Origin of the sequence: Gandjariella thermophila (assembly GCF_005405885.1) — a bacterium.
Classification (GTDB): Bacteria; Actinomycetota; Actinomycetes; order Mycobacteriales; family Pseudonocardiaceae; genus Gandjariella; species Gandjariella thermophila.
In genome coordinates, this window is sequence record NZ_BJFL01000039.1 from 1 (window position 1) to 12,986 (window position 12,986).

Annotated in this window: 8 protein-coding genes; 3 read left to right on the forward strand and 5 right to left on the reverse strand. The window is 69.5% G+C overall.

Going from position 1 to position 12,986, the window contains the following annotated elements; translation table 11 throughout:
- Positions 1-70 precede the first annotated feature (70 nt).
- The 5 genes from pglX to pglW all read right to left on the reverse strand — a co-directional run bounded on the left by pglX (position 71) and on the right by pglW (position 8,497).
- Entirely contained in the window at positions 71-2,335 is a 2,265-nt protein-coding gene (gene pglX / locus FFT21_RS24370; protein WP_137816269.1) for a BREX-2 system adenine-specific DNA-methyltransferase PglX, read from the reverse strand.
- 204 nt (positions 2,336-2,539) lie between these two features.
- Entirely contained in the window at positions 2,540-2,671 is a 132-nt protein-coding gene (locus tag FFT21_RS30410) for a hypothetical protein (RefSeq protein ID WP_264081676.1), read from the reverse strand.
- Positions 2,672-2,680: 9 nt separating this feature from the next.
- Positions 2,681-3,802: a hypothetical protein gene (locus FFT21_RS24375; protein ID WP_137816270.1), complete on the reverse strand. Its 1,122-nt coding sequence runs from the start codon at positions 3,800-3,802 to the stop codon at positions 2,681-2,683.
- 5 nt (positions 3,803-3,807) lie between these two features.
- Positions 3,808-4,122 carry a hypothetical protein gene (locus FFT21_RS24380; protein ID WP_137816271.1) on the reverse strand — a complete coding sequence of 105 codons (315 nt, stop codon included), beginning with the start codon at positions 4,120-4,122 and terminating at the stop codon, positions 3,808-3,810.
- A 163-nt stretch (positions 4,123-4,285) separates the two neighbouring features.
- Positions 4,286-8,497: a BREX system serine/threonine kinase PglW gene (pglW, locus tag FFT21_RS24385; protein ID WP_192909728.1), complete on the reverse strand. Its 4,212-nt coding sequence runs from the start codon at positions 8,495-8,497 to the stop codon at positions 4,286-4,288.
- A 669-nt stretch (positions 8,498-9,166) separates the two neighbouring features.
- On the opposite strand from pglW, the gene FFT21_RS24390 reads away from it, so the two are divergent.
- The 3 genes from FFT21_RS24390 (at position 9,167) to FFT21_RS24400 (ending at position 12,931) form a co-directional block, all read left to right on the forward strand.
- Positions 9,167-10,219, forward strand: coding sequence for a hypothetical protein (locus tag FFT21_RS24390; protein ID WP_137816273.1), 1,053 nt, complete (start codon positions 9,167-9,169; stop codon positions 10,217-10,219).
- Between the two features lie 197 nt (positions 10,220-10,416).
- The gene (locus FFT21_RS24395) at positions 10,417-10,641 is read left to right on the forward strand and encodes a hypothetical protein (RefSeq protein ID WP_137816274.1); all 225 of its coding nucleotides are present in this window, start codon (positions 10,417-10,419) and stop codon (positions 10,639-10,641) included.
- 118 nt (positions 10,642-10,759) lie between these two features.
- Positions 10,760-12,931, forward strand: coding sequence for an FUSC family protein (locus FFT21_RS24400; RefSeq protein ID WP_137816275.1), 2,172 nt, complete (start codon positions 10,760-10,762; stop codon positions 12,929-12,931).
- Positions 12,932-12,986: the final 55 nt, after the last annotated feature.

The window sequence follows — 12,986 nt, forward strand, 5'->3', positions numbered from 1 at the left end:
AAGAACTGGAAGATACTTGCCACCGGCTTTCGAGGGCGCCTCGCCGAGCTTCCGAATGTCATCCGAATCGTCACCGCACTGGAGTTCTACCGACTTGGCTGGTAAGGGCTCTGAATAACGCTCTGCCTTTATCGTGGCATACTTGCTTGAGCCAAAAGCAAGCCGCGGAGGAGTTCAGTACCCCAAGCAGACGGAGGTGGTCGTCCTCGCTGGCGCCTTCGGGGAGTTTGATGACCGGCGCCGAACGGTTGAAGACCTTCCCACCACGATCCAGCACAAAGTGGTTATGTGTTGCCACAAAGGCGAAGGTGATCGATAGCGGGGCGCGGTAGCGGTTGGCGAAGAACATCGAATACTCGAACCAGGCGCGGCCGTGCTGAATTTGGGTCTTCCCGAATGCGACTCTGGCGCTGAGCTGAAGCCGATACGGCCACAACCAAGTGATAATAGATGGATGTTCCGCGGCGAGGAGTGTGTTCGAGTTATAGGGCCACAACGACTGAGGTGAGCTGATGAGGCGCCAGTCGCGTACCACATCACCTTCTATCAACGGTCGGCGAAGGTCCTCTGGCACGCCATGCCGTCGGAGGGCCCCCTCTCCTACCATAAAGACATCGTCTTCGCGGGTAACCGCTCCCGTGCCGACTTTCCCCCCGTAAGCAGAAATATTATGTTTTGATTCCTGTAGAGCCGCCAGTAGTTTATCGGCGCCACCGCCACTCAGGGACCATGGATGCTCTGCAAGTCTGGACCTAGGTAGGTCGACGGTGCTGACCCATTCCGAGTCCTGACCGGAGTGGTCGAGTTGGTTCTTGATCGCAGTCCACACAAGTCCCCTGCTGGGATCTTCTGGCACGCCCGTTTCGCCGCGGATTCCAAGTATTGCTCGTACGGCGCCATCGGGCTCGGGCCTTCGCCGCCGCCCAACAAGAATCACAGTAGGCGTGCCGTGGCCGGGAATGTATGCGCCCGAGGAGTCGATGACGTGAGTCAGGTCGATGGTCGGGAAGAACTCCTCGATCAGCTTGGTGCCGAACTCGCGCTTCATGAAGGCGTTCGAGGTGATTTGGCCGACGAAGCCGGAGCCTCGGCGGTCGTCGCCGGCGCGCTGGGCGAGTTGGAAGAAGCGCTGAGCGAAGGGGACGGTGAGCTGGAACTGCCGGTGGCAGGCCGAGTACAGTTCGCGGTAGCGGGCGTTCTGGTTGGCATCCGACACCGTGATGTACGGCGGGTTGCCCACGACGACGTGGTAGGAGCCCGGTTCGAGTAGACGTTGGTCCGCGAAGTCGAGGACGTCCTCCCATGGCTCTTGGTGGCCGAGCTGCTCGTCCATACCGGGAATGGACTGCGCACGCGACAGCGGCAGCAGCGAGTCGCCGGTCGCCACGGTCATGCGCCACCGCTGACGAGACGCCTCATCAACGGTCGCCACACCGGCGACCTTCCACGCGGCGAGCAGGAGGCGAAAGCGGGCGATGGCGACGGCGAAGGGGTTGATGTCGACGCCGTGTACGGAGTCCAGAGCCTTGCGGGCGACCTCGGAGGCGTCGAGAGTTGGGTCCTGGTCGTGCCAGGCGGCGACCAGGCGGTGGAAAGCGCCGAGCAGGAAGTGGCCGGAGCCGCAGGTGGGGTCGATCAGCCGGAAGCCGTCGAGCGGGAACTCGTCCAGCGCGGGCTTGAGCGTGTAGTCGAGGATGAACTCCTCGACGAACTCCGGGGTTTGCAGCAGCGCGTACTTGTCCTTGGCCTCCTGGGACAGGTCCTGGTAGAGGTCGCCGAGAAACCGTGTGTCCCAGTCGGGATCACGGAAGTCGTGCACCAGGGAGCCGTCGGCCTGCCGGGTCCGCCAGAACGCGATCAGCGCCTTGGCGCCGTCGTGGGAGACCGGGATCCGGTATGCGGGGTTGTGCCTGGGGTCGAACAGCATGGCGCCGGCGTCGCTGCGGCGCAGTTCGGCGAAGCCGTGCTCGATCCAGTCCGCATCGGTGGCGTGCGGCTTCTCGCGGAAGAACTTCGTCTGGGCGTCCTCTGCCTCGGCCAGGCGCGATCCCGGTCCGGAGAGCACCGGGTGGATCAGTTCGTTGTCCTCGCACCAGCGGACGAACACGGTGCCCAGCACCCACGCCACGGCGGCCTGGGTGACCTCGTCGTTGCGCCAGCTCGCCCACGTGGCGGCGGTCCGCTTCGCCTTGATCGCGGCGGCGTGCTCGGCGCGCAGCCGGTCTCCGAACTCCGGCTCTGTCTCCACTCGCTCGCGGAGGTCGGCTTCCAGCAGCTTGACCTGGCGTTGGAGATCGGTGAGCAAGCGGGAGCGGTCGAGCATGGCACCAGTCACAACGGAGAGCGTACAAACAACGCTTCCGCGTGATCTCTTGCCGGGCAGCGTGTCGGACCAGCTTGACGGCAGGGCGGCGACCAGCGTTCATGCGTGCTGGCGCGCAGCCACAGCCCTGATCGGGCTGGATGAGCAAGCTGGGGAAGAGCTACCACCCTGACGCGGCGGGAAGCCGGTCGGTACTGCGACGAGGCATCCTCCGGGTCAGTACATCCACTCTCCGGGCTTCGGGTGTTCGAGAACATAACCCAGCCACAGGAACCACGCCGCAACCAGGGCGAACAGCAACACGACCACCGCCGCAACAGCGATCAGGACTTTCTTCCGGGTGCTCAAGTCTTTTCCTTATGCTGGAGCCGTCATTTTTCCCGATGTTCCACGAACATCGAATTCCTTAGCCTTGCCGACCGAATTCAGGTGAGCGATGTCCGCCTGTTCGAGATATATTGGGGGCCTGTCCAAACTGCTGCGATGCTCACTGGGTATTCCCCAGTCGTACCGCTTCTGCACCTCGACGTGATATGTGATCGTACCGCCGGTTTTCTCGCCCACCAGTCGATACTGGAAGTGGTTCAGCGCGTAAAACCAGTTCAGGCTGCGGTCGCCGTCCGTGACGTTGGGCGCGGTGGTCTTCCAGTTGGTCGTGAACGTGCCGTCGGGCATGGCCCTGACCTCGTCAAGCGTGCGACCCGCGTCTGCCTTGAAGGCGGGAATGTCGTTGAGCATCTGCTCGGGGTTCAGGTCCACGGGCGTGCCGCGCCCGTCAAGCCAGTGCTGCAACAGGTCGGCCGCGTCGGTCCAGTGTTTCTGGTGCCTGAGGTCCAGTTCGACGGACCTGAGTTTTGCTTCCGTTTCGAGGTCGAGCATCGCGTCATAGAGCGTCTCGTCATGGTCGCCGTACTGGCGGTCCTCGCTCTCGAAGTTGTGGGGGGTGCCGAAGATCACCTTGAGGCTGTTGGCTAGCGTGTGGTCCGTCTCGGTCGCTTCCCGCAGCTCGTCCTTGATCTGGCGTTCCAGTTCGCTCGCCGTTCGTGCTGCCTGCTCTTCCCGCTTTCTCTCCTCGTCGGAGAGCGGACCGGGGTTGCGGATCACTGCCCACCGCACGCTACCGTCGGAGTCGACGGTCATTCCCTGCTCGACCGCCTGGCGGTGCAGGTCGAATATCCGCTGCTGGTTCTTCCTCAGGCTAGCGACCTCAGCCGAGCCGTTGACGATCTCGTCGAGGAACGAGCTCAGGCTCTCGACCTCCTTGGCGACGTCCTCGATGTCCCCGGTGACGGCGTCGCAGTAGCGCTTCGCCGCCGCCCCGGCATCGCCCTGCCAGATTCCCTCGTCCAGCGGCCGCGTCACCTTGTCCTCGAAGGCTGCCATCGCTTCCTCGATCTTGCGATGGATGGACAGCCATTGGTCGGCTGCCTGTTCGAGGCCGGACGGGTTGAGGTTTTGGAGCTGTGTGAAGTCGACCATCTGCCTCACCCGAATATCGCGTGCAGCAACGTGCTGATCGCGCTCTCGTTGTGGTCGTACTGGTCGGCGCATGCTCGAAACTTCTTGGCGCCGTCGCCCAGCCGTTCCCGCAGCAGGTTGTTCAGCTCCTCCCATCGCGTGCGCATGTCGGGCAGGCTGTTGACGAACTCCCATCCCGGTGCCGCCTGCCTGATGGTCTCGCAGGCATCGCTGGCCGGCCCCAACTGTTGCCCGATGGCGTTCGCGCAGTCGTCGCAGTCGTCCGCGCGCTTGCGCAGCCAATCCGTCGTGACCGAGACGTTTGCTGCCCCTTCGCCCACCGCACCCCCTCGGCAGTTAACGGTCGTCCGCGGAGTGACGGCATCCCCAGCACCGTGCTGCGTCACCCCCTGGGTCGGACCTTACCGGTGGACGCCGACGAGGTGCTGTCCGTTTCGATCACATCGGTGTCGAACCTGCCGACATCTCACGCAGACTGGGTGCTCAGGCCACGCTTGCCTGTGCGGGAGGCCACGAGGAGCGGGCGATCACCCATTCCTCGGGGGTGCGGATATCGATGACGTAGTTGCCGATGCGGGGACGCTGGGCCTCGTCGCCGGTGGGGCAGAGCAGCACCAGCGTGTCCGGGCCGGTGTCGCTGCCGCCGTAGCGGGCGCGGTCGGCCAGGCGTTCCAGCAGGGCGGCGCCGGCCGGGTAGCGGCCGAGCGGGGTGAGCATGTCGAGTACCAGCACGGGTCTGCCCGACCACTCCTGCTCCAGCAGGGCGCACGCCTCGGAGACCACGCGCTGCAGGTTGAGCTGGTCGCGGCTGCCCGGTTCCGCGGCGTCGGCGTGCAATACCCGGTCGAAGTCGGGGATCTGGCGCTGCCGGGCCACCGCCCGCAGTGCGCCGACGAACGCCGCGGAGACGTCCACCACGGGCTCGCCGAGCACCGCCTCGACCGCCAGACGGGCGCGAGGCCAGCGCTTGCGCCGCAGCGTGATCACCCGGAAGCCGCCGTGCCGTGCGGCCTCCACCAGCCGGGCGTCGACGTCGCTGGCCGCGGTGCCCTCGACGGCCGGCGGCTGCTTGGAGGACGGCGTCGGCGAGTAGGCCGTGTAGGAGAGCTGCGGCGGCCGGTAGACCTTGCCGTCCCAGACGAGGCTGAAGCCGGCCTCCTTGAGCAGGTCGAGCAGCTCGTTGCCGGTCGGCAGGGGAGCGAGGCCGGGAAAGCGGCTCTCCACCCGCCGATGCACCGCGTCCGGTTCGATCCCGTTGTCCGACAGACCCGCGCCGGCCTGGGCGAGGCGCAGGGCGCGCACGGGGGAGAGGTCGCGCGGATACAGCTCCAGCCGCGCGTTGGACAGCACCGAGCCGGCCGCGGCCGCGGCCAGCCGGACCAGCCGCTTCTCGTCGAGGATGTGGTTGACCCGTTCGGCCGTGGCCTCCAGCTCCCGGACCACCGCGGTCGGGGTGGGCAGCGGGTCCTGGCCGGCGAGCGCGACGGCCGCCTTGCTCAGCTCCACGGCCAGTTCGAGCAACTGGCCGTCGGACGGCGTGTCCAGCGGCTCCTCCGAGGTGACCTGGAGGGCCACCAGCACCCGGTCGTGGTGCCTGCGGGTGGCGAACCGGGATTCGCGCCCGGCGGTGTCGGCCAGCGAGTCCGCCTCGACCGCGGCGCGCAGCACGGCGTAGGCATAGGCACGGCGGTGCTCCGTGGCAACGGCCTCCGTACAGCCGTGCAGCACGAGCAGATGGTCGGCGAGTTCCTCGGCGGCGGCCACCCGACCCAGCGAGCGCAGCGCGTCGACCACCTCGTCGCGGACCGCGTCCAGGGCGGTGTTGCGCAGCCATGCCCGGCGGCGAGCCGGCAGCACCTGGGCGATCCGGCCCTGGCTGAGCGTGGCCTTCGCGGCCACCTGCACATTGGTCGGCCAGCGGAACTCGGGCAGCGCGCCGGCGTCGTCGGGCAGGCCGAGCAGCAGGCGGGTGATGGCGAGCTGAGCGTCGTTGCGGCGCCTGGGCTTCGGCAGCAGGGTGGCCACGATCGTGTCGAGCGGCAGCCGGGAGCCGTCCACGTCCGCCGGGACGGGGCCCGCCGCCGCCGGCGCGGCGCCCGTGATCAGCGCCTTGCGCCACTGCGTGCTACGGCGCAGCAACTCGTCCCTGGTCCGCTTGCTCACGCCCCGGGCCCGCCACAGCCTCTTGTGCGGGATGTCCAGGAACTCGCCCACCGTGCTCGCACCGAGCCGCTGCGCCACCGCCACGGCGCGCAGCGTCAGCCCGGCCGCGTCGAGCGCGGTGTCCAGCCTGGCCCGGTTGGCGGCCTCCTCGCGCAGCTCTTCCGGGTCGTCCGAACGGGACGACGACACGGTGGCCGGGCCGGTCTCGTCGACCGCGGTGAACACCCGCCGCCACGCCTCCCGCATGGCCGCCGCGCTGGGGAACCGCTGCTCGGCGTCCCGGTGCAGGGCCTTGCGGAAGAACGCATCGAGCGGTTCCCGCAGGCCCGCCGCGAACAGCTCGCTGGACAGCGTCACCGGGGTGTCCACGAACCGCGGGTTGCTGCCGTCCTCACCCCACGACGGCAGCTCCATGCTGGCCATCTCGTGCAGCGTGACGGCGGCGGCGTACCGCTCGGCGTGCGCGTCGTACACGGGCCGGCGACCGTTCGGGTCCAGGAACGGATCCACGTAGCCGCGGGTCCCGGCGAGCAGATCGGTCGTGGGCGTGCCGGCCAGGGAGAAGTCGAACAGCACCAGGCGCGGCCCCTGCTTCGGGTGCTGACGCACGCCGAGGTTGTCCGGCTTGATGTCCCGGTGCATCACGCCCTTGCGCTCCAGGTAGCACAGCGCGTCGAGAAGCTGGTCACCGAACCGCTGGAGCTGGTCGGGCAGCAGCGCGCCGTCGGTGCGCAACACCTGGGCGAGGCTGCGTTCCCCGGCGTAGTCGATTTCGATGGCCTGACGGTTGCCGACGTCGAACAGGCCGCGCCGCAGCACCACGATGTGGTCGTGCCGCAGCTCCTCCAGTGCGGTGGCCTCGTCGAGCAACCGCTCCTCCGCCTCGGCGGACCGGGCGATCTTCAGCACCGACTCCATGCCGTCCCGGAACACCAGGAACGCCCGCGCGGTGGACCCGGTGCCCAGCACCTTCCGCACCTCGTAACCGGTGTCGCCGAGGCTGTCGCCCTTGACGGCGTTCCACGGATCGTGCTGCTCGGCGCCGGGTTCCTCCTCCGGGGAGAGGGCCTTGTTGAACTCGTCCAGGAACTCCTCGACGTCGGTGAACCGATCCTTGACCACGGGTGCGGTGGCCATCGAGATGATGGTGTCGATGTCGTCCGGGATGCCGTCGATCACGGCCGCGGGGTGCAGGCCGCGGTCGGCTTCGAGCCGCTGGATCAGTTCGGCCTGGCTCGACGCCGGGGGACGGCCGGTGAGGATCAGGTAGGACGTCGTGCCCAGCCCGAAAACGTCGATCGACACGGTGCCGTCGGCATCGGCGCGGAACTCCGGCGCGAGGTACGGGGCGGCGGCCGCCTCCACGTGTTTGGCCGCGTCGCTGCTGGGCGCGAACCGGTGCACGGTGGGTCGACCGGACAACCCGCGGGCTGACGCCTGCCACTCGCCGATCTGCAGCCGTGGCCGCGACCAGTCGCCGTCGGTGGGGTCGACGATCACCGCGCGCGGCGACAGCGCCCGGTGCACCAGCCGCCGCTCGTGCGCGTAGTGCACCGCCTCGGCGAGCTGGCGCACCATGTCCAGCCGGGTGGGCAGGTCCAGGTCCGATCCGTGCTGCGCCATGTAGTGGTCGAGCCGGAGCGCTTCCTGCGACTGCTCGATCAGCAGTGCCGGCCCGGCCTCGTGGTCGACCAGTTCGACCGGCCGGAGTAGCCCGGGATGCCGTAGTCCCTGGCAGGCGCGGAACTCCCGAGTCGCCGCCGCCCGGATGGATCGCTGCCGGTCGGGGTCGGCCTCCCGCTCGTAGAGGTAGATCCGCACCCGCCGGTGCTCGCCGGGCATGTCCTCGCGGAAGCCGTGGTGATCCTGCCAGGTTGGGCCGCTCTCGTACGGCTGCGGTTCGATCTTCCAGGCGCCGACGGTCACGCTGCGCTGCGTGGGATGGATGCCGACCCGTTCCAGCAGGCGGGGTAGTGCGCGGAAGAACTCCGGTGTCGGCGCGACGCGCGTGGCGGGGGCCGTGAGCAGGTCGCTGCCGATGCGGGGCAGCGGGTTCGGGCCCTGCTGGGCGTCCTCGGGGCCGTAGACGTGGGCGCGTTGGCGGTCGTCCAGTTCGCAGACTATGCCCGGTTCGGCCAGGAAGACCGCGGCGTTGACGTACGGAATGGTGATGCGGTCTTTGGTCGCGGCCTGCATGAGCAGGCCCTTGAGTTCCTTGGCCTTCTGGTCGGCAAGGATCACCGGGTTGTCGAACGTCCGCCGCCCACGCTCACCGTGCAGCACCCACGTGCCGTAGCGGTTGGTGAGTCGGCCGTGCAAATTCTTGATCTCGACCAGGTGGAGGCCGCTGGGCGCCGCGACCAGCAGATCGACCTCGCGAATGTGGCCCTGCTGGGAAATGAAGGTGAAGTTGGACCAGGCCGCATAGGGATGGCGGTCCGGCAGCAGTTCGCGGACGTGCCGCAGCGCGGCCTGCTCATGTTTGAAGGAGGACGGGGTGATCTCGTGCCACCGACTCGATCGCGCGTCCACGTCCCGCACCTCCCTGCTCGCTCAACGTGACTGTTCATCTTGCACCACGCCGGTTCGCGTTGGCACCGCGCTTGCCGTCAGAGACCGAGACGCCGGCGCAGGCGCTGCCACCACGTGGGTCGGGTTCGCGGAGGGTTCCATCGAGCGGCCGGTGGAGGCGGCGGTGGTTGCGATGAGGATGACCACGGGGTTTGCCCTTGGCTGGGCCCCGGAGGTGGCGGCGGAGCGGTGGCGATGACGGCGATCCCCACTGTGCGTCAACGCCGTCGACCGTGGCCAGTTCTGCCCGCAATGAGCGCAGCGGAGGGCAGGTGCCTCGATGATCAATTTGAGGGACGTACCGGCTTCTGGTCGATCACAGCCGCGAAACCCATGATATTGCTTGCGGAAGCAACAAGATGTGGTCTGTCGCCGGATGGGTGGCGCCTTCCTCGATCGCCGAGTGTCGAAATATGGAGACAGGCTGTTAGTTCCTCGTTCGTGCGACCGACTGTCGGTCAGTTTCACTGTGCAACCGCGCGAATGTTTGGACGCTGACGACTTTTCTTCTGCCTGAGTTGAACCGGGCACGGGACCCGCGCGTGTGTCGGGTGAACAGTCCTGGCGGCGGTACCGAAGAGCGGCGCATACCTCGGCAGGGCACCGCAGGTGGAAAGGGGAACGCGAACCATGTCGTTACCTCGTACGAGGAACATCCTGGTTGCGATGATGGCGCTGGCCACGGCAATGCTCGGCGCCGCATGCACGGGGAACGGCCAGGCCGCACCGGCGAACAAGGCGACCGTGAAGTCGGTGAACGGGTCGGCCGGCTACGGCAACGCGCAGGCCGGTGACTACGGCAGCTCGGTGCCCACCAGCGAGAGCTCGCCCGCCGCACCGCCCGCCGGCGAAGGGGGCGCGCCGACCGCCCAGCTGACCGCGCTGAAGATCGCGCCGGCGGGCTCGCTGAGCAACGCGCTCGTCGACCAGAACGGCCGCCCGCTGTACCGGTTCGACAAGGACTCGAACAACCCGTCGACCTCGAACTGCGACGGTCAGTGCGCGCAGAACTGGCCGCCGGTGATCGTGGCCAACAACGTGGACAACAGCAACAACGTCAACATCAACAACAACGTCAACGTCGAGAACGTCATCAACAACATCAACGTCATCGGCGGCATCGACAAGTCCAAGCTCGGCGTGGTGAAGCGCAAGGACGGGTCCATGCAGCTCACCGTCAACAAGTGGCCGATGTACTGGTTCGCCAAGGACAGCGGGCCCGGCCAGGCGAACGGTGAGGGCGCGATGGGTACCTGGTGGGTCGCCGCCTTCAACGGCACCAAGGCCAAGGACGGCGCCATGCCGCCCACCCCGGGAACCACGGTGATCCGCGCCATGCCCGCCGGGAAGTTCCCGAAGGTGGCCACCGACGGCGAGGGCTTCACGTTGTACCGGTTCGACAAGGACGTGCCCAACAAGGCGTCGAACTGTAACGGTGAGTGCGCCAAGGCGTGGCCGCCGGTGCTGGCCCAGGACAACCTGATGCTCTACGGCATCGACCGCAACCTGGTCGGCACGATCACCCGGGCCGACGGCAGCAAGCAGCTCACGCTGGGCGGCTGGCCGCTGTACCGGTACGCCAAGGACACCGCTGCCTGCCAGACCAACGGCGAGGCCGTCGGCGGCGTCTGGTGGACCGCCGCGGTGAACGGCAAGAAGGCCAAGGACGTCTTCCCCGGCTGACGTCGGAGATCCGCGACAACCACGAGCGACGGCGGTCCGTCCTCGCCCGTAGCGACCACGGGTGGGGACGGACCGCCGTTGTCGTCACCACACCGACGCAGCGCACGTCTCTGTGACGTTCATTGCTCCGGTCGAGGGATGCCCGTAACCCCGCGCGCCCCCCACTCGATACGCCCCGTACGAGAAGGAGGCCCGCGATGAGCGAACACCAGGTTCGACGGGGGCAGGCGGTGACCTGGCTGGTACTGGGCGGCGCGTTCGCGACCGTAGGGTTGGTCAACCTCGCCCTCGCCGCGACATGTGGCGAGTTGTGGCCGGTCGGAGTGGCCGCGGCGACACTGCTGGCCGCGCTCGGCAGCCTCCGCGGTGCCCTCGGGGAGCGGAGGCGAGCCCGGCCGGACGGCGGTAGACCGGCGTCCTGAGCGCCCGCCGGGCGGACCGGCGACCCGTAAGGCCGCGCTGCGGCACGGAGCCCTTGGGGTGATGCTGGCGCCAGCGCCCCTGTTCGGCCGGCCCGAACGGGGCGGACGGGGAGGGCACGTGGTCGGGTCCTCGGTGCTGAGCTGGCTGCGCCGCCGCGACGAGAACTACCTGGTCATCAGGCGCGCGACCCGGGTGACGCTGATCGCGTGCCTGGTCTTCTACGGCTGCCGGTATGGGCTGGGCGACGCAACCCTAGCCACCTACGCGCTGTTCGGCACCATCGCCCTGGGCGCGCTCTCCCAGGTCCCCGGCCCACCGAGCGCCCGGGCGGGCACCCTGCTGCTGGCCCTTCCCGCGGTGTGGGCGCTGGTCACCGCCGGCACGCTGGTGGCGGGCAGCACCTGGCTGGCGGTGGCCGGCATGCTGGTCCTCGGCTTCGCGGTGTCCTTCTCCGGGGTCGGCGGGCCTCGGCTGGTCGGGCTGGCCAACGGCCTTCAACTCTTCTACATCCTGCCGTGCTTCCCGCCATACGCACCGGACACGCTGCTCGCCCGGCTGAGCGGGGCCGCACTGGGCGTGGTGCTGCTGGCCGCGGCCGAGGTGGTGCTGTGGCCGGATCCGGCGCCGGTGCGCTACCCGCAGCGGCTCGGCGCGGCCGTGGAGCGGCTGGCCGGCTTCCTCGACGGACTGGCCAACGCCTTCGCCGGCACCGCCGCCGGTCGGCTGGAGGCCGCGTGGGCGGCGCTGGACGCCGCGGCCGAAGCGGTGCGGCCGGCCCGGCTGCCGATCGCCGTCCGACCGGCCTCGGCGAGCCGGCGGGACCGGGCGCTGCGGCAGGCCGGGGCGGCGCTGCGCTACGCCACGCAGCAGGCCCACCGGCTGCTGCTCGCGGCCCGCGCGGGCTGCGTGGACCGGGGCATCGCCGCGCTGCTGCGCACCGTCGCGGACACCGCGCGCTCGGCCGGGCGGACCGTCACCGGCGGCGCTTCCCCGGTGGGCATCGACGCCATCGACCGCGCCGTCGCGGCCTTCGACACGGGACGCGTCGCCAGGCACGCCACCCACCTCGGGCACGACACCCGGCTGGCGCGGATGCGCGCGAGCGCCGTCGCGCTCGGCGCCGCCGAGGGTGTGCGGTCCCTCGCCGGGGCCGCCCGGGTGGCCGCCGGTCGCGGTGCGCCCCCCGAGCCGCGCCCCGGTGACGAACTCGGCCCCTTCTGGTACGCGCACGCCGCGACGCCGGTGCTGTGGTGGCGGCAGTTCCGGCTGCATCTCACCCCGCGGTCGGTGTACTTCCAGCAAGCCCTGCGGGTGGCCGCGGCGCTCGCCGCCGCGCGGCTGGTGGCCGGCACGTTCGACCTGGCGCACGGGTTCTGGGTGCTGCTGGCCACGCTCACGCTGATGCGGACCTCCGCCGCCGACACCCGCACCACGCTGCGCCCCGCGCTGGTCGGCACGCTGGCCGGCGCGGCGGCCGCCGCGGTGGTGACCGGGGCCCTCCACGACCCGCTGGTCTACCAGGCCGCGCTGCCGGTGACCATGCTGCTCGGTTACGCGCTGGGACCGCTGCTCGGCGTGGCCTGGACGCAGGGCCTGTTCACCCTCGTGGTCACCCTGGTCTTCGCCCAGCTCAGCCCGCCGACCGTGCAACTCGCCGAGGCCCGGATCGAGAACGTGCTGATCGGCGGCGCGGTCGGCGTGCTGATCGGCCTGCTGGCCTGGCCCAGCGGTGGGGCCGGGGCACTGCGCCGCGCGGTGGCCACCTGCTTCGACACCGGTACCTGCGCCGCCGAGGAGACCGTGGCCGCTCTCGCCGGCACGGACTCGACCGGAGACGCCGCCCGGCGGGCCCGGCGCGCGCTGCTGCTGGCCGAGGCCTCCTACACGCAGTACCAGTCCGAGCGGCCCGACCCGAGGATGGCGCGGCTCGACTGGCACGCCGCGCTGGTCACCGCGCACGAGATGGTGCGGGGCGGGGACGCGCTACTGCGCCGCTACCCGCTCGGCTCGCTGGCCGCGTGCGCGGGGGTGGCCGCCCGGCTGGCCGCCTTCGCCGGCCGGCTGCGCGCCGCGTTCCTCGCGCTCGGCGACGAGCTGCGGGCCGGCCGGCTGGACTCGCCGGTGCGCCCGCCGGACCCGCCCGACGACGTGCTCGACCGGCTCGCCGCGGCCGGCGACGACGAGCTGGTCGGCCCGAGGGCACAGCACCTGGTCGACGTCGAGGTGTGGTTGGCCGGGCTGACCGGCGAGTTGACCCGCATCCAGTCACCGCCCGCCCCGGACGGCTAGCAGCCTTCCGAAGGCCGCGCGCCGCTTCCCACGAGGCCAGGCACGCTTACAACGC

Coding starts and splice junctions, on each gene's coding strand:
- FFT21_RS24375 (WP_137816270.1), bottom strand. CDS start 3,802: ATGGTCGACTTCACACAGCTCCAAAACCTCAACCCGTCCGGCCTCGAA.
- FFT21_RS24390 (WP_137816273.1), top strand. CDS start 9,167: ATGTCGTTACCTCGTACGAGGAACATCCTGGTTGCGATGATGGCGCTG.
- FFT21_RS24395 (WP_137816274.1), top strand. CDS start 10,417: ATGAGCGAACACCAGGTTCGACGGGGGCAGGCGGTGACCTGGCTGGTA.